10 protein-coding genes are annotated in these 19124 nt (G+C 57.6%); 4 read left to right on the forward strand and 6 right to left on the reverse strand.

The annotated features are described in order from the left end of the window. Positions 1–206 precede the first annotated feature (206 nt). Positions 207–1001, forward strand: coding sequence for a hypothetical protein (locus HZB34_15000; protein ID MBI5317266.1), 795 nt, complete (start codon positions 207–209; stop codon positions 999–1001). 37 nt (positions 1002–1038) lie between these two features. Here the strand turns inward: HZB34_15000 and HZB34_15005 are convergent, their stop codons facing one another. Further along, positions 1039–1617, reverse strand: coding sequence for a hypothetical protein (locus HZB34_15005; GenBank protein ID MBI5317267.1), 579 nt, complete (start codon positions 1615–1617; stop codon positions 1039–1041). Positions 1618–1758: 141 nt separating this feature from the next. On the opposite strand from HZB34_15005, the gene HZB34_15010 reads away from it, so the two are divergent. After that, entirely contained in the window at positions 1759–2217 is a 459-nt protein-coding gene (locus HZB34_15010) for a hypothetical protein (GenBank protein ID MBI5317268.1), read from the forward strand. Between the two features lie 13 nt (positions 2218–2230). Here HZB34_15010 and HZB34_15015 read toward each other — a convergent pair whose 3' ends face one another. Both HZB34_15015 and HZB34_15020 read right to left on the reverse strand, forming a co-directional pair. Next, complete coding sequence (locus tag HZB34_15015; GenBank protein ID MBI5317269.1) at positions 2231–2503, reverse strand: DUF2007 domain-containing protein; 273 nt, start codon at positions 2501–2503, stop codon at positions 2231–2233. Between the two features lie 50 nt (positions 2504–2553). Then, positions 2554–2838 (reverse strand): hypothetical protein, encoded by a 285-nt coding sequence (locus HZB34_15020; GenBank protein MBI5317270.1) that lies wholly within the window; start codon positions 2836–2838, stop codon positions 2554–2556. A 69-nt stretch (positions 2839–2907) separates the two neighbouring features. Between HZB34_15020 and HZB34_15025 the strand changes: the two genes are divergently transcribed. Next, positions 2908–3651, forward strand: coding sequence for an iron-containing redox enzyme family protein (locus HZB34_15025; protein ID MBI5317271.1), 744 nt, complete (start codon positions 2908–2910; stop codon positions 3649–3651). After that, positions 3648–4544, forward strand: coding sequence for an SUMF1/EgtB/PvdO family nonheme iron enzyme (locus HZB34_15030; protein MBI5317272.1), 897 nt, complete (start codon positions 3648–3650; stop codon positions 4542–4544). Before HZB34_15025 ends, HZB34_15030 begins: the two co-directional genes overlap by 4 nt. Positions 4545–4693: 149 nt before the next feature. Here HZB34_15030 and HZB34_15035 read toward each other — a convergent pair whose 3' ends face one another. From HZB34_15035 to HZB34_15045, 3 genes are all read right to left on the reverse strand, one after another. Next, positions 4694–6100, reverse strand: coding sequence for an HlyD family type I secretion periplasmic adaptor subunit (locus tag HZB34_15035; protein MBI5317273.1), 1407 nt, complete (start codon positions 6098–6100; stop codon positions 4694–4696). 53 nt (positions 6101–6153) lie between these two features. Continuing rightward, positions 6154–8352 carry a type I secretion system permease/ATPase gene (locus HZB34_15040; protein ID MBI5317274.1) on the reverse strand — a complete coding sequence of 733 codons (2199 nt, stop codon included), beginning with the start codon at positions 8350–8352 and terminating at the stop codon, positions 6154–6156. Positions 8353–8648: 296 nt separating this feature from the next. Further along, on the reverse strand, positions 8649–19103 hold the full coding sequence (locus HZB34_15045; GenBank protein MBI5317275.1) for a putative Ig domain-containing protein: 10455 nt from the start codon (positions 19101–19103) through the stop codon (positions 8649–8651). Between the last annotated feature and the right edge of the window lie 21 nt (positions 19104–19124).

The raw sequence follows: 19124 nt of genomic DNA on the forward strand, positions 1-19124 counted from the left end.
ATCCGATGTGAAATGTTGCCACTGCTCGGTCCACGGTGCTAGCGTCGTCATGGGTGTAAGCCTCCTTGAGTGGAATGGGTTCGCCTCATCAGCGCCCAGCTTACACCCTTCGTCTTTTACACAATGAAGGTTACATCACCCGATCGTCGTGTCTTGACAGGAGGGGGCGACGCCGATACGATGCCGCGACCAGGTGGAGAGAAACTGTGCTCCTGCGTCTTCTTGTTCCTACCACTTTTTCACTGCTGCTGATTTTCCTAGCAACCACCGGCATCTGGCCTCAGCCTGCCACGGTCTATGCAGGACCCTATTTCGATGATGGATATCTTGGGCTCACACAAACAGAGCTCCATCAAAAGCTCGGTATCCCGCAAGCCGTGCGCGATCGGAAATCGGCGCTGCGCATTTTCACCTACTACGCCATTACCGATTGGAAAAACTATTTCCAGAAGCTTGTCTCGCCGGAAAATGGCGAGGATGTCTATACCTTTACCCGCAACGGAATCGATGTCCGATACTCTTTCACGTACGTCGCCGACCCCAACGATGAACGCGAGGATCGAACGTTATTCGTTCAACTCGTCGATATTGAATTCTCCCCTGCGGTCTCCCTCGCCCAGGTCCCTGCGCTTGTCCCAGAATTTCGCCCGTCCGAGGATCCTGCGTCCCCCTCTTTCCGGTCGAATATCTGGCTCTTGCTGTTTAAGGGCGCAGCGTCATCACAGGCTCGTTTTATTGTGAAAGAGGCAAACAAGGACAAGCTGGAATGGACCCTGGCCTACCAACTATTCTCGTTACAAGGCCTGCCGGACCCACTCACGACCAAAGCGCTGGTCGATCGAGTAGAAATCAGCACGCAAAGTATCGACCTCGTGAAGCAACGGCAGCGACATACCCATGACCCTATTCTGAATCCCTACTCACAGGAATTCTCCCAGCACAAGCTCACGCCTCAGCAGCCCAAGGCGAAGAAGATACCTATTCCCGAGTACGCTGAGTAGTCACGGAAGTTTCCGAAGGGAGGGAGGCTACGGGGATTTACTGCGCCTGCTTCAAACGTTCTTCCTGCTTGCCTTGAATCGCAGCGGCTTTGGTTTTCATCACGTTCGCCGGCCCATCATCGGAGATGTACAGCAAGACGGGCGTCCCGATCGCGAGCATGAGCAAACACCACGTGGCCAGAAGACGGACCATCTGGCCTTTACTCAGCTTCATCGCAGCAAGCAGGACGACCGCCGCAAGACCGGCGTAGGTCAAAATCTGCGACTGTGTGCGAGAGAGCCCGGAGATATTGGGCGCACCGCCGATCGCCATGTCTCTCAGCTGCCTTCCCCAATTCGTGATGCGATCATGTATGGCACCAGCCGTTGAAGTCCTCTGGGGAGCAGTCGGTGTCAGATCGGTTGTTTTGACCTTCGCACGATATCGTTCAGGAATCGTGTTCAAATCGTCTGTGATGACCGGCGTTCCCTGTTCATCGATATAGGAATACATCGTGGTCGCCAATGTTTCCATTGGAAAAGCCAGTGGCATGACAAAGCCACTCCCCATGGCCAAGAGCCACATCACAAGAATCCATCGCCGTTGACAATGTCCCTGCTTCAATCCAGAAATCATATGACTTCACTGCTCCTTCTCATTCGACAGTGCTGATACGTACCCAGTATAGCGCATTTGATTTATCTCGCTGATTAATAAGGAGAAACCGGATGTGTTGCTTGACTCCTCTCAATTCACGTTGCTACGATAGACGACGTCATGCCTCACTCCACCGTGGTTACCCATGAATCGATGAGCGCCGCTCCAACTGATGTGGCAGAACCGGTTCCCTTCATCCGTCGCCGTCCTGTCAGGCTCATCATCTATACCGGACTCGGGCTGTTTGCGCTCATCATGGTAGTCTGGCCGCTCATCACACAACTCGGAGACCCGAATTTTCAGAAACATATTGCGGAACATCGCGTGATGGTCGGCATGTCAAAGGAGCAGGTCCTCGAGGCGTGGGGAGGACCACAAACGATCAATACGACCTTCACCAAAGAAGGCCTACGTCGTGAAGAGTGGATTTTTGAGGATTGGGAAAGTGCCGCAGTGGTGAAACACCGCTATCTGTACTTTGAAGAGGGCAACCTCATCGGCGGATGGTTCCAGGGATCAGACGAACGGCTCCCCGCCCAGTCTCCATCAAACCCGCATACCCCAAAACCGCGGAGCTAGGGCGCGATGACAGCTACAATGAGACATCACGCACCTCCAGCCGTAATCGGCTCAGCAACATGTTTGCGTTGACCTGATCGCGCTCGTCCACCATCACACTCGAGTTGAGAATGGGGAGTCCAGGATAGAGGCTACTCATATGCTCGTTCTGAACCACGTAGGGAATACCGCTCCCCTCCAATAAGCTGGTGATCATCGCCAGCTCCCCCATGCTCTGTGGCTCAGTGAGACGAATCATCGGCATGTCGTACCCTCCAGGATCAAACCGACCACCAGTACGTGCCATTTCTCATTTCGTTGCTTTTTCTCCGCATCCCTTTTAGACTCATCCATCAGTTATGGCGTTTCTGTAATTTGTACACGGCGCTCTTTACCGGGACCGCCTGAAACGGTCAATACGCGTTTCCATTCTCGGACCTGATACACCGCCCAAGCAGGAGACTGGCCTTTGAAATAGGCGTCGGGGTCTTCCCCGGTGGCATTGAGAAAGATCGGCTCAGTGAAGCCTTCTTCCAACACATAGTCGAGGAGACAATCCGTCACAAAGCCAGACCCTCGCAGGGATACTTCGGCTAGCATCGACAAAATGTCTTCTGGATTTTGAACCGTCACAGGATTCATTGACAGATCTCCACGCCCTTGAATTGTAACGAGCCTCGTACCAGGAAGGCAACAGACATGATGCGCCGCATGACGAAAAGCCGATTCCAAGAAGAACTCTTGCGCATCATGGACCGCAAGCACCACTGGGCTTGGCCGGCATTCGCTGACGGGACGGTCACTGTCGATCAACTTGCACGACACTTTCAACAAGAATACGGCGTGTACGTACGTGACTTCCCCGTTTTCCTCGCTCACATTTACGGACAGAATCCCCCTGCGCCTGTTCGCCGCATGCTCGCCGAAAACATCTACGAAGAAGACACGGGCGGTCTCTCGTTGGGAAAGTCGCACCCGGAATTGTTCCTGACCATGATGGCAGGACTTGGTTTGCCTGCTCGTGACTTCGAGAACGTGCGCCTCCTCCCAGCCGGCCGACGTTACCGCGCCTGGGTGGACCGCGCCTCGAAGAACGGCGACTGGGTCATCGGAGCAGCGGCCCTCACCGTCTTCGTGGAAGGCAGCGTGAAGGACCGCGCTGAAATCGCCGACCCCTCCAAGCCCAAGACCGGAGAGGAAATCGAAGCCATCGTCCAACGTCATTCACTGGTGAAGTACCACGGCCTGTCCCCCGATTCCATGGATCTGATTCGCGCACATCAGATGGTCGAATCCGGCCATCGCCACGACGCCTACACCATGGTGGTGAATTACGCCACAACACAAACCCAACAACAGGCAGTACTCCGTTGCCTCAAGAAGTGCCTGACCCTCTGGCAGGCCTATCGCGACGCAGTTGCCAAAGCCTGTGGTTTAAAAAAATCTTCAAGGTGAATCAGCTCGGTACCGCTGCACCACTCTCACTTTTCTTGTCCCTCTTTCTAGCCATCAGCGATCAGCCATCAGCTCTCAGCTCACCTCTGCCGGACGACATGGCGCTGGTTCCTGCAGGAGAATTCCTGATGGGGAGCCCGGCCGGCAGCGACGGCCTTCCCGACGAACAGCCACAACGTCTCGTCTACACCGGAGCCTTTCGGATCGACCGCTACGAAGCCACGAACGATGCCTATGCGCGATTTGTCCAGGCGACCGGGCATCGCGCGCCGGCGAACGCGAACCCTGCCTCCACATTGTGGGAGAACAATGTACCGATCTCCGGCATCGGCTCCCATCCGGTCGTCAATGTCAGTTGGGAAGATGCCGTGGCCTACTGCGCCTGGCTGGGCAAACGTCTGCCGACCGAGGCGGAATGGGAAAAGGCTGCCCGCGGTATCGATGGCCGCTACCCCTGGGGAAACGAATGGGACTTCACGAAGGCCAACAGCGCCAGCTATTGGGCGGGAAGAACCATTGACTTCCAAAGCGGAGCCGACTGGGATGGTTTCTGGATTAAGGGTGGAGGCGCGAAGATTTCAAGAGAGAAGGGCATAAAGGGAGAAGTGCTCACGATGCCGGTTGGAAGCTTTCCCGAATCGGTGAGCCCCTATGGCCTCCACGACATGGCAGGCAACGTCGCGGAATGGGTACAGGATTGGTATAATCCGAACTACTACAAAGAAGCTCCCCTCTCAGACCCTCAAGGACCTCTACGCGGCGCGATCAAGGCGATGCGCGGCGGCTCCTGGCTCAAGCCTGCCATCAGTCTCCGCACGAGCGACCGCGACTGGGGCACGATGGATAGTCGTCCAAGCGGGACTGGCTTTCGCTGTGCCAAAGACGCGTATTAGCACAGGGCACTCGATAGCCTGCAGCTGATGCGAAGCCAGTCTGTCTGGTCTGTCTGGTCTGTCTGGTTCGTTTGGTTTCTTTCGTTCTTCGAGCCGAACCAACTAAACAAACGAGATAGACCGGACAGACAAGACAGACCGGCAACCTGCTATCGCTCTCTCAGACTTTCCTGTACCGACTTCAGCAACGGACTCAGCAGATATTCAATGACGCGCCGTTTACCGGTTTTGATTTCCACTGTCACCGCCATCCCTGGGGAGAGAGGCACCTGCTTGCCCTCCACCTGGATTGTCGCCCGGTCCATGCTCACTCGCGTTGGATAGACCAAGCCGACTTTTTCGATCGGGGCCGCATCGTCTGAAATGCTCAGGACCTTGCCTGGTATGGTCCCATAGAGGGTGAAGGTAAACGTTTCCACTTTCACCTCCACCACCTGCCCTGCCTTCACGAATCCGACATCTTTATTGTCGACCTGCGCTTCGACTTCGACCGGATGATCCTGCGGGACCACGATGAGCAGCGCCTGCGCCGGCGTGACGACGCCGCCCACTGTATGGACAGCCACTTGCTGCACGACCCCATCAATCGGGGCTGCCAGCCGCTGAAAGTCCGCCTTCTGTCCAGCCTTCGTCACCTCCTGCGCCAGCGACGCCACCTTGGTCTCCGTCGTCGAGAGCTCCATCTGTTTGGATTGCTGGAACTCGGACACAAGGACCTGATAGTTTTTTTGGGTTTCCGCGAGCGCGGATTGATCTTGCAGGAGCTTCTTGCGCTGCCCCGCCAATTCCTGCGTTTTGTCGATCCGCTGCTCCTCAGCTTGCAAAAAATCCATCCTCGACGCCGCCTGCTGGTCGAGGAGTTTTTTGTAGGTCTCTACCCGCTCAGTCTCTATAGGAACCGTCGCTTCCAACCGGCGAATATTCTCACGCGTCTGCGCAATCCCCGCCTTGCGCTGGTCAATCAGGTGTTGTGCCGAGGCAGCCCGGGCCTGGTATTCGGCCAGCTGATCTCTCAAGACCTGTCGTTGCAAGTTCACGTACTCAGGATTTCCATCGGTAGGAGATTCGAAGCCGGAGCTACCGGCAATGAGCGCACGGAGCCGCGCCGCGTCAACCTTCGCCGCCCGATATTCGTTGGCAACCCGATCGCGATCGGCCCGGTTCAACGTTGGATCCAGCTCGATCAGCACGTCTCCGCGCTTAACCGATTGTCCATTCTGCACATGAATCGCCGCGATCACCCCCGCCTCATAGGGCTGAATGACCTTTGAATAGCCGCTCGGAATGATCTTGCCCTGCGCCGTGGCGACAATATCGATCCGCCCGAATGTCGCCCACAACACTCCAGCGGTGAAGACCGCCAGGATGGTCCAGAGGATTGCACGCCCGATGGGCGAGGGCGGCGCCTGCTGAATTTCCAGCACAGCAGGCAGGAACTCCGGGGCGGACGAGGGGGTCAGGCACCCTGCACCCAAGGTGCCTGACCCCCTTTCCGCCTCGGCCTGCCACGCTGCCTTCCATACCATCCAATGCCGCGCGAATGTGCCGAATGCCATACCCCTTCCTCTGCCTCTCTACTCCTAACCCTTCACCCCTCACTCCTTACGCTTCACGTTTCACGCTTCACTGCCGCATAGCCATCCTGATGGGACTGCAAGCGCGCATAAAACCCCTTCACGCGCAGCAACTCTTCGTGAGAACCCTGCTCGACAATTTCGCCCTTTTCCACCACGTAAATCCGATGCGCCGGCCGAACTGTGGTGAGTCGGTGGGCGATGATAAATACGGTCCGCCCCCTGCTGATCTGTGCCATGTTTTGCTGGATGATCGCCTCGGATTCATAGTCCAGCGCGCTTGTCGCTTCATCGAAGATCAGAATACGCGGATTTGCGACCAACGCTCGGGCAATCGCGATCCGCTGCCGTTGCCCGCCGGACAGCGAGCAGCCATGCTCGCCCACCAGGGTATCATAGCCTTCAGGTAACTCGAGGATGAATTCGTGCGCGCCAGCCAGCTTGGCCGCCTGGATCACCTGCTCCATCGCCAGACCTGGATCGGTCAGCGCAATGTTGTCGCGCACGGAGCTGTTGAAGAGAAAGTTTTCCTGAAGCACCACGCCCACCTGCCGGCGAAGCCAGGCCGGGTCCACCTGCGCAAGGTCCACCCCGTCCACCAGAATACGTCCCCGCTCCGGCACATAGAGCCGTTGAATCAACTTAGCGATGGTACTTTTGCCGGAGCCTGACCGACCGACAAGCCCGATCACCTGGCCTGGCGACACAGCGAACGATACTTTGCGGAGCGCTTCCGAACTACTGGGCCGATAACGAAAAGTCACGTCCTCGAACACAATCTGTCCGTTGACTTGGGGAAGCATGGTCCTGGTTGGACTGTAGGTAGGCTCCGGCTGCGTATTGAGGATATCCCCCAACCGCTGCACAGAGATGCCGACTTGTTGAAACTCCTGCCAGAGATTCACGAGGCGCAGCAACGGACCCGTCACTTGAGCCGAAAGCATCGTAAAGGCAATCAGTTGCCCGATCGTCAGATCCCCATTGATCACTCGATAGGCCCCCAGCCAGAGTACGGAAACGGTAGTGACCTTCTGAATGAATGTCGCGGTCTGGCCGGCCACGTTCATCAGATTGGCGGCGCGAAAGCTTGCCTTCACATACCCCGCCAGCTGTTCCTCCCATTTCCGTAACAAGGGCGGCTCCACCGCCAGAGCTTTTACCGTCTGAATTCCACTGACCGCCTCCACCAAAAACGACTGGTTCTCCGCGCCACGATTGAACTTTTCATTCAGCCTGGCTCGGATCGCCGGTGTGATAACCACAGATAACAGAGCGTAGAGCGGCAACGAGCCCATCACGACCAGCGTGAGGATGGGGCTGTAGAACCACATGACGGCGAGAAAGACGACGGTAAAGAACAGGTCGAGCACCACCGTCACGGAATGGCTCGTCAAGAATTGGCGGATATGCTCCAGTTCACGAACCCGAGCCACCGTGTCGCCCACCCGGCGCGCCTCGAAGTAGGCCAACGGGAGCGCCAGGACATGGCGGAACAACTGCGCACCGAGCCCGACATCGATCCGGTTCGTCGTATGAGAGAAGAGATAGGTCCGCAGCCCACCCAAGACCGCATCGAAGAGCGCCAGGGCGATCATGCCGACCGCCAACACATAGAGCGTGGTGAACCCCTTATGGACCAGCACCTTGTCGATGACGACTTGGGTGAACAGCGGTGTCAGGAGCGCAAAGAGCTGCAAGAAGAACGACGCGACCAGCACCTCGCCCAAAAACTTTCGGTACTTGACGAGTGCTGGGATAAACCAGGTGAAGTCGAACTTGAGGTCTTGCAAACGTAGATTCGCCCTCTTGGTAAAGAGCAGCAACTCTCCCGTCCAAGCCGATTCGAACTGTTCGCGAGAGAGCACGAGCGGGCGAGCTTCCACCGGATCCTGGACCAGCGCCTTGTCACCTTCGATTTTCGCCAAGACGACATAGCGCCCATCAGTGCGCTTGGCGATCGCCGGAAAGGGCGTCCCAGGCAGCTTGGCCCACCGGCTCTTCAGCACACCGGCTTTGAGACCGATGTGTTTGGCAGCGCGGAGAAGTTCGGTGTCTGAGATCAGCTGGTTGGATTGCGCAAACTGATGGCGCAGCTGCGAGCCGTCCGCCGGCAGGTCGTAGAACCGGGCCAGGATCAACAGGCAGATCAGGCCCGTATCCGTAACTCCCGCGGCAGCAGATGGCGGTGCTGAATCAGAAGGAGAAGGAGGAAGCCTCGCTATGTCGGCCTGCATCGCATTATCTCAGTGCACGTGGGGTCAGGCACCATTTGCGCGAAGCGCCCTGCGGGTCGTTCCGACAAATGGTGCCTGACCCCATCCTCCCCTCCCGCATACTCGATAGCAGCAAATTCGCGATTGACTCGCAGGCTCTCCTTGCGGACCTTCTTTGAGGTTTCAGCGAGCCGCGTCGCCCTCTTCATGTGTCGTGTGACCTTCGTTTGCTTCACGCCCTTCCTCTCACGCCTGACGTTTCGCATCTTCCGTTTCACACCTAACCCCTCACCCCTGACGCCTTACGATCTTCCAAATTACTGCCAGCTCCCTGCCAGTACCGTCTGCACATCTTGCGGCTGTTGATCGATGGCTTGATCCCACGTGAGGCCCGATTGCGCAGAGAAGGCCGCCATCGCCTGAATCAACTGATCGACCTGCGTACTGAGCAAGGTCTGCCCATTGCCGGCTTGAATGGTCTCGGTCCGATTCGTCGTGCCGACGTACCAGTTCTGCACCGTTACAACATCTGTCGAGTCGTGGATCGCCAGTCGCAGATTGTTCGCCTGCCGGCTGATGACCAGATCCAGCGGATTGATGCCGGTATCATAGAGCAGCTTGTCGGCTGTCCCACTGTTGTCCTGGACCAGATCCTGTCCGTCGCCTCGGCCAAACAGGAACGTATCGTTCCCGCTGCCGCCGTTGACTGTATCGTTGCCCAACCCGCCACGGAGCTGATCGTCTCCTCCGGCGCCGCTCAGCACATTGTTGGCGCTGTTGCCGGTGATCGTATTGTTCAGACTGTTGCCGGTGCCGTTGACGGCGCCGAGACCGGCCAACGTCAGATGCTCCACGTTCGCACCCAAGGAATGAGTGAGCAGGCTTTGGACCGTATCGATACCTCCATTGGCCACTTCGACCACTGCGTCGCCGGCTCCAATAATATAGGTGTCATTGCCGGCTCCCCCGGTCAGGGTATTACCGCCCAAGTTGAGGAGGCCGTTCAGCACATTATCCAATACGTTACCCGTGGCACTTGCGCTACTCAACCCCAGGAGGGTCAGATTCTCCACGTTAGCGCCGAGGCTGTGCGTGACGGTACTGATCACCGCGTCTGTGCCTTCCCCAGCCCCTTCCACCACCGTGTCGCTGCTCCCAACGACATAGGTATCATTGCCGGCTCCGCCCGTCAGGACATTCGCCGCGCTGTTACCGGTGAGCACATTATCCTGATCATTTCCGGTGCCGTTAATGGCAGCTGACCCCGTCAACACAAGATTCTCGACATTCGGACTGAGGGTGTAGCTGACCGAACTGGTGACCGAATCGAGCGTCCCCTCGCCGGTTTGTTCGATCACCGTATCGCCGGGATTGTCCACCAGATACAGATCGTCCCCCGCCCCACCACTCATCTGATCGGCCCCGGCCTTGCCGTCGAGCAGGTTGGCCCCGCTGTTACCCGTCAGCACATTGGATAACGCATTGCCGATGCCCGCGCTCGGCCCGGTCCCCGTCAGAGTCAGGTTCTCGAGATTGGCGCCCAGCGTATAGAGCAGCAGATTAGTCTGCACCGTATCTGTGCCTTCGTTGGCCAATTCGGTCACGCCATCGCCGGTCGCATCGACAACGTAGGTATCGTCGCCGCTGCCACCGGTCATCGTATCGGTCCCGGTGCCGCCGTCGAGCAGGTCGTTTCTGGCTCCACCGGTCAGGGTATCGCTGCCGGCCAGTCCGAACAGTTGATCGTTGCCGACCCCGCCCGCAAGCACATCGTTGCCAGCAGTCCCGGTCAGGACCTGATCCTGACTGCTCACCGTCAGGGCAAAGACATCCGACGCGCTGAGCGCGCCGGTGTCGGTCGCGGTGACACGCACGTCGATGGTGCCGGCGTCACCGGTGCCCGGCGTCCCGCTGAACGTGCGCGTCGTGGCGTCAAAACTCAGCCAGGATGGAAGTGCGCTCCCATCGGCCAGTACGGCGTTGTACGTCAGTACGTCACCGGCATCGACGTCCGCAAACGTCTCAGCCGCCATGACGAACTGAAACGCCGTCCCGGAGGTCGCCTGCTGATCGGCAACCGGAACCGCGACCGTCGGCGCCTCGTTCACATTGGTCACGGTCAGGGTGAACTGATCTGACACGGCAAGATTGCCGGTATCCGTGGCCGTCACACGCACATCGAGATTGCCCACCTGCGCATCGTCCGGGGTCCCGCTGAACGTGCGCGTGGCGGCATCGAACGTCAGCCATGCCGGCAGCGCGGTGCCGTTCGCCAAGGTTGCACTATAAGTCAGCACATCGCCCGCATCTTGATCGGCGAAGGCATTGGCCGGGACGACAATACTGAACGGCGCGACTTCTGGGACCGTTTGATCCGCGAGCGCGTTCGCCACCGTCGGGGCATGATTGACTGGACCGCCCAGCAGTGCCGCCAAACTCGCCGTACTCCCATCGGCAAAGGCTAGGGTCTCGACGACCAGCGAGCCGTTCGCCCCGGTCGGATCGAAGTTCGTGAGCACGAGCTGGTCAGTTCCGCTACTGCCGACCTGAATGGTCAGGGTACGGGCAGCTTGGTCCTGGGTGAAGGTCAGATCACTTTGGGCAATGCCTACCCCGAACTGAATCCGGTTGCCTTCGCTGATCACCGCGACATCCTCGATCGTATCGATGCCGTCGCCGATCTTGAAGAGATAGGTGTCGTGACCAGCGCCACCACGCAGCACATCGTCGCCGGATCGAATCACTTGAGAGTCCCTGTTGATTCCGCTGCCACCCCAGAGCGTGTCGTCCCCATTCATTCCACTCAGCACATTGTCTTCACTGTTGCCAATGAGCACATTGTTCAACTCATTCCCCGTTCCGACAACAGGCCCAGGCAGATAAAACACCGGGTTTTCTTGAAGAGTGAGGTTCTCCACATGCTCTCCTAACACATAGTTCACTGTGCTCTGCACCGTATCTGTGCCTTCCCCAGCAAACTCCGCCACGGTTTGTTGTTGGCTATGGAGTATGTAGGTGTCGTTGCCACTGCCTCCGATGAAGAGATCGTCGGCTCGCCGCGGGACATTCTCACGGAATTCCGAGCCACCACCTAAGAACAGCCACTGTCCTTCAACGCCGCCCACGGCGAAGACGACGTTTCCTCCATCCGCCATGAGCACATCATCGCCCGCCCCGCCGATCAAGATGTCGCTGCCGGTCCGAAAGACGAAAAACTCTTCCGCGGATCGAAAGACTCCACCCACCAACACATCGTTCCCGTCACCTCCATCGAGAATGTTATTTCTGGTATTCCCAACGATGAGATTGTCCAACTCATTGCCGGTTCCATGCACAGGACTTGGGATCACAGAGCTGGCGCTCTGAGCGAGAATCAAATTTTCGACGTGGGCGCCCAACGAATAATCCACCAAGCTTTCGACGGTATCGATCCCCTCCCCAGCCGCTTCGACGACCGACTCACTCGCAGAATCCACAAGATAGGTATCGTCGCCTGCAAGCCCTCTGAAAATGTCGCCGGGGAAACCGCTTATCACATCATTCAGGATCGTACCCGTGGCAAAACTCAAGTTGGACGGCGACCATGCAAGATTCCACTGAGTCCCGTCTGTGAATCGGACGACAGCCTGAGTCGTTTCGAGCCCCACCGATGGGTAATTCGTCGAAAGGGACAACGTCAACTTGTCTCCGGTACTGAACACATAAAGGTCGATCAATTGATAATCCGGATAGTGGCGGCTGATCACGACATCGGCAGGAGAGAGATCTGCGGCAATTTGAATGACGTCGATATCACTGCCATTATTGTCAAGGGTGACAAAATCGGTGCCTGATCCACGGCCAAATAACACCGTGTCCTGGCCGGCGCCGAGCAACAGCGAGTCGTTTCCTGCCCCACCGTCGAACACATTGGTCCCTTGAAAATCTCGCAATACGTCATTTCCAGATCCACCGGTCAACTGATCGTTTCCGATCACAGGCGGGACAAACGGCGATTGGGAAATGGCGTCGCCGTAGATGACATCATCTCCGAGCCCGCCCGCTAACGTATCGTTGCCCGCGTTACCCACCAACGTGTCATTTCCCACCCCACCGATAAGGTTGTCATTGCCTGTGCTTCCGTTGGTCGTGCCTCCCGCGACTACTGCCCGCGCGCGCAATTCGGCCGCATCCCACAGCGTGCCATCGACGAAGCGAACTTGTTTGAAGCCCCATTCCGACGGACCATAAAAGTTGGCCAAGGCCAGCTCGTCTGTCGTCCCAGCAATGTTCAACACCAAATCTTCCCCACGGTGGAACACGGCGAGATCGCTTGGTGTCAAACCGGTCTTAATCTGCACGGTGTCCACTGCGCCCGTTTGAGTCGTGTCGGCCACGACATCCTGACCGGAGCCTAGACCAAATACGAAGGTGTCAGCCCCTTCTTCGCCATTGAGAATGTCGTTCCCTACTCCACCATCCAACACATTTGCCGCCGCGTTCCCGAGTAGGGTGTTGTTCATGCCATTGCCGGTTCCATCAATGGTTCCAGTCCCAACCAGCGTGAGACTTTCCACGTTGGCTGATAAGACATGACTCGTCGAAGACTGGACCGTATCGATGCCTTCGTTGGCCCGCTCAACCACGATGTCACCGACGTCGTCTACGACGTATGTGTCATCGCCGGCCCCACCAATCAATGTATCGGCGCCCAGACCACCATCTAGAGCATTATTCGCTCGCCCGCCGGCGAGCGTATTATCCAGATCGTTCCCATATCCGCTCACAAATATCCCTGGCGACCCATAAGGAATGAGCGAGAAGGTCTCAAAGTCGGGCACTCGAGGATCGAGCACTGTGAGATTTTCAATATGACCCGGCAACCGATAGTCGTGCGCAGCGATCACGGTATCGATCCCCCCGGTGGCCGTTTCAACGAGCATGTCGTCGTCGCCATTCGGCCCGATCAGATAGGTGTCGTTGCCATCGCCGCCGGCCAAGATGCTGACTGATCCCTCCGCTTGCAGGACATTGTCCAAGGCATTTCCTGTTCCGGTCAGCGCGGCACTGCCGGTCAGCGTCAGGTTTTCAAGATTGGCGCCCAGCGTCGCGTTGCTGCCGGTCTGAATCGTGTCAGTACCCTCTCCGGCCAACTCTACAATCGCATCTCCCGCGCCGACCACATAGGTGTCGTTGCCTGCTCCGCCGGTCAGCACGTTGACGGCGCTGTTCCCTGTCAGAACGTTATCGAGGGAGTTGCCCGTGCCATTGATAAGCCCGCCGCCAGTCAAAGTGAGATGCTCCACATTCGCTGACAGCTGATAGCTGACTGCTGACTGCACAAGATCCGTACCTTCGTTGACAAGTTCGGTTACAACGTCGCCCGCGTCATCGACCACATAGGTGTCGTTCCCTGGGCCGCCCGCGAGTTGATCGGCTCCGGTTCCACCATCAAGCACATCGTTGCCTGCCAAACCACTGAGCTGATCGTTCCCCGCCAGCCCCAACAACTGGTCAGCAGCGCCTGTTCCGACCAGCACGTCATTCCCGCCGGTTCCATTGATCGTGGGTCTCGTGAGATTCTCAATGAAGGCGTGGTCCCAGACCGTGCCATCGGCGAAGATCACCTGTTCGATTTGCAACGGACTGGCCAAGAAATAGAACGACACGGTGAGCCGATCCGTCCCACCATTCAGGCTCAAGACGAGGTCGTTGTTATTCCGTGTGACCACCACATCCGAGGGGGCCACACCGGCCGCCATGCTGATCCTGTCCAAGCTTCCCTGAAACTCGACAATCGTATCCTGACCGGACCCTGGACCGAACAGATAGGAGTCGTTGCCCTGACCGCCACTCAGCTGGTCATTCCCGGTTCCACCATCGAGGGTATCGTCGCCTAACCCACTCTGCAACACATCGGCGCCATCACCGGAAATAATCCGATCGACCACGTTCGTTCCCTCTATCTGGTCGTCGCCGGCGGTGCCGGTAAGGTCAAACCCTCGCGCGAGCAGTTGCTCGTAGGTCAGCACGCTGCCGTCATCGAAACGAAACGTCTCGACGGTGCGAAGATCCAACACAACGTCGCGATCGAACGTATCGAGCTGCACGGCGTCGCCGTTTACGCCGACACGGATCAACAAGTCACTGATCTCAGCGTCTGACTGATCGGAAGCCAGATCGAGACGAAGATCGGACGACACAATGCCTGGGCCGAAGATGATGTCATTGTCAGCTCCTGGCGCAACGGCATCTACAATCGTATCGACACCGTCTCCGATGTTGAAGACATAGGAATCGTTCCCCTCGCCGCCCTCCATGCGGTCGTTGCCGAGTCCGCCGCGGAACCGGTCGATCACATTGGTGCCGAAGAGCACATCGTCGAAGTCGGTGCCGTCGATATCGAACCCGCGCGCGACCAGGTCGGCATACGTCAAGCTCGTACCATCTTCAAACTGAAAGAGATCGACCGCATGGAATCCCAGTGCATCACTGCCATTGGCACCGATTGTCACACCTTCGAATGCCGTGTCGGGGCGCACGAGCACCTGACCAAAGTTGGTCGTCAATGTCACGGACGACGAGGTGATGCCAGGACCGAACAGCACGCGATTGGGTTCCCCCACATCAATTGAATCACTGATACTGTCGAGCCCGTCACCGAAATTGAAGCGATAGGTATCATCCCCCGTGCCACCCAACAGCTGATCGTCACCGGCTCCACCGACCAGCACGTCATCCCCCGTCTCCCCTTCAAGACTGTCGTTCCCAGCCTCGCCGTTCAACACATCGTTGCCGTCACCCCCGCGCATGAAGTCATCACCAGTCCCACCCAAAAGCTGATCAATCCCGCCTTCCCCAAACAAGACGTCATGGCCGCTCCCGCCATTAAGCACATTGTCGATCGCTCCACCTGACAGAACGTCGTTGCCATCGAGACCATAGATCTCTCGGTAGATCTCGCCTCCGTTCAAACTATCGTTACCGGCTGTCCCCACCAGATCGTATCCCCGCGCGACGAGGTCCGCTTGAGTCAGCGTGGTCCCATCGGCAAACTCAAATGTCTCGATCCCGACCGGCACCGTGGGATGCGCCGGATCGAACCCTTGAATAATAATCGCATCCCCGGTGAACCCTACGCGCAAGACAAGCGAGCCGATGCCGACGCTGATATCGTCAGCAAGAATCCCCGCGCCAAACACCAACTTGTTAGCTTCTCCCGCCGTATCGACGATCGTTTCGACCCCATCGCCCAGGTTGAACACATAGGTATCGCTACCGGCCCCGCCATCCAAACTATCCACACCGGCGCCGCCGGTCAGTACGTCATCTCCCGCGCCGCCCTGCAGATTATCGTTGCTATCGCCGCCAAAGAGAAAATCCGCGTCCGCCCCCCCAATCAGCACATCGTTCCCGTCCTCGCCCGCCAGGAGATCGGCGCCCACGCCCCCCTCGAGCTGATCGTTCCCCTCCCCGCCGAACAAGGTGTCGTCGCCCGCGTCCCCGACCAGCAAGTCAGCACCGGCCTCGCCATCCAAATTGTCGGAGCCCGCATCGCCGAACAACCGGTCGTCCTCCGTTCCGCCAATCAACACATCGTTGCCATCCCCACCCTGGAGTTCATCCGCGCCTTGTCCCCCGTCTAACACATCTTCTCCAGCCTCGCCGAAGAGGAGATCCGCCTCGGTCCCGCCAAAGAGATGATCATTCCCGCCACTCCCTTGCAGTTCATCCATGCCGGCCCCGCCATCGAGAATATCGTCTACTCCGGGATCAGTTGAGAAATCACCCACCAGGAGATCGTCTCCTCCTCCACCAAGCAGGGTGTCCGCACCAGCCCCTCCGTAAAGTTCATCGTGATCAGCACCCCCATCAAGCCAGTCGTCACCCGGTTCGGACCCGTAGCCAAACCCGTCTCCCCACAGTCGATCATTGCCCAGTCCACCGATCAAAATATCGTCATAGCCCCCGCCGTGCAGCACATCGTTCCCGTCCCCGCCATCCAGATAATCTTGCCCATCCACGAGCGGATCCCACTCGGGAGGGGTACTAGGATTTTCTGGCAGCGAAATCTCATTGTCCCCGTTCAAGAGATCATCGCCAGTCCCGCCCAGCACAATGTCATTCCCAGCCCCCCCGGTCAGGCCGTCATTGCCGGCCCCTCCGTCAAGGTAATCATTGCCCGTTTGGCGATCCAGCCGGCCAGACACCACGACCCCTTCGCCAGAAATAGTATCATCGCCCGCACCGCCGAGCAGCACATCATTCCCCTGACCCCCAGCAATGAAATCGGCCCCCAATCCTCCATCGACATAGTCGTTGTCACTCCCGCTCTGGAGCGGATTAAACGGATTATTCGCAATGATGGCATCGTTGCCTGTTCCACCAAAAATCTGGTCGTTGCCGGTTCCACCTTGCAGTTCATCGTCGCCGTCCCCGCCATCGAGCAGATCGTCGCCCAACCAGCCCCGAAGCACATCCAGATCGCCTTCTCCATAGAGGCGGTCTCGTCCGGCGCCCCCATCAACCGTGTCATTTCCCAGTCCCCCAAAGACCTGATGGTTGTAGAACTCGGGATAGGTAATGAAGCTGATTTGATCAAACCCACCCCGTCCGTAGGCGATGTGGTTGGCCCCCACCTCGAATAGAGGCGTATTGTTGCTGTCGTCGCCCTCCCACGTGATCGTCGGCTGGCCATTGGTAAAGTCGATCGTGGGCAGGGCTGGTTGCGTCGTGTCGGGGGCGGTCGTGAGCCGGATCCCCACATCTCCGGCGGCAAAGTCAAACGCTTCGATCGTCACCGTGCCATTGATACTCAGATCGGCCCCTTGCTTCACATAGGTGATGGCACCATCGGCGCTATGCCACGTATCCTGTGGGTCAGTGGTTGTGCGGAGCCCGCCACTAAGCAGCCTGGCATTGAACGTCACGGCGCCGATTCCATCCGAGTCCATGATTGTCTCGTTGCCGTCGCCCGTGTTCCAGACATAGGTGTCGAACCCTGCGCCCCCTTCGAGGCGATCATCGCCCGTGCCGCCAACCAGAATGTCGGTGCCACCGTTGCCGATCAGATGATCCGTGCCGCCCCGGCCCTCTAACCGATTCACGCCGCTGTTGCCGGTGAGGTCGTTATTGAGATCGTTTCCGATGCCCTTAATGTTGTTGGTCCCCGTGAGTGTCAGGTGTTCGAGATTGTCCCCCGGTGAGAATGTGAAGGTCACGGAGCTTTGGACCGTATCGATGCCATTGTTCAAACCTTCGATGACCTGATCGCCGACATTGTCCACATTATACGTGTCATCGCCCGATCCCCCGATCATGGTGTCGGCGCCTGCGCCACCATCCAGTGTGTCAGCCCCAGCATTGCCCACCAGCAGATCGGCCCGAGTGCCGCCGGTGAGGGTATCGGCGCCAGCACCGCCCAGCATGAACGCGCTTCGGTTATCGATGACGGTGGCATTCATGCCACTCGTTCCCGCCTGCACATACCAGTCGCGCATTGACGGCAGCAGCAATTCCATCAGCTGGCTCTCAGTGCCAGAAAACGCATCTGTGTTGAGGTAGTCCTGAAAATACAGGCTGTAACCCTTGGCGCCAGTAATTGGATTACCTGCACCGACGACCGCCTCCGTGTCGAAGTGAATGCCGTTGCTGCCGAGCCCCGCAGTAGTCAAATCAGTGAAGAGTTCGGTGGGCGTGGCACCGGCGGCGAGGTGCTCGTCGTAATACTTCTGCATGTCGAAGGCGATCAAGGTGTTGCTGACGTTGTTCAGATTATTACCGAAGAAGCTAGTGCCCTCGCTCATAGTCAGCCCGCCGTCCTGCGCGAGTTTCCACAGGTCAGAGGTGAAGCGGGTCACCATCGCATCGGCAGCAAATAAGCCTTGCACACCTACTTGATGACGGACGAGATGGTCGAGGAAATTCCTCTGATTCGTGTCTGTGTCATTTGCAAACAAGTTTTTATCAAACAGCATCTTCAGCAAGTCAGTGAATTCGCCCGTCACCTCGTTCAGCCTCTCGCCTATCACAGCAGTCTCATTGCTTTGCAGGAACGCGGTGAGCAGGGACTGCGCATGCAGGTCGTCGCCCGAAACGCCAGACGCGCTGTTGTTGATATCGAAAAGAGTGGTGCCGATGCGGTCGGGGATGTTATAGGGTACACCGGACAGAAGTTCACCTTGCACATTGATGTTGGTCACCAAGTTGGAATTGGGAATGTCGCCATTGGCTTCACGCAGTTGTAAAAAATTGGTCAGGCCGGAGAGTTCAACTTCGGTGTGGCCATTGGCCAGAAGGTCCACTTTGAGATTGGCTGCGATATCCGGAGTGAGCACATTCAGTTTTGCTGACCTGGCAAACGGGGCTTGATCGAACGTCACCGCCTGTTGACCGAAGAACACGCCCATCAGAGCGGCCAGCCCCCCGCCTAAACTGTGCCCAGTGAAGGTGATGCTCGTCGCATTGGGATTGTCGGCCTTCACCTGTAGATAGTATTCGGCCGCTTGCAAGAGTTGAGCTGATCCAACGCCTGTTGCGAGTCCAATGTCAGCGAAAATATCTCCCGCGATGTCTTTCGCGTAGGTGCCGGCATAGGAGATGACAATGTCGGTACCTTTTCGGAAGGCAACGGCTTCAAAGCCAGCTGCACCTGTAATCTGAGGAAAGGCTGGATTGTTTGGAACATGTGCGAGCTCAGCCCATCCCTGCGGAGTTGGAAATTGGTTTGTCAGTCCACGGGTGATTTGATACGCCCGTCCTGCCATCAATGCATATTCAACTGTGGTGGCCATGGTTTTTCTCCTTGAGAAAAG

This window comes from Nitrospirota bacterium (assembly GCA_016219645.1).
In the GTDB taxonomy this organism is placed as follows: domain Bacteria; phylum Nitrospirota; class Nitrospiria; order Nitrospirales; family Nitrospiraceae; genus Palsa-1315.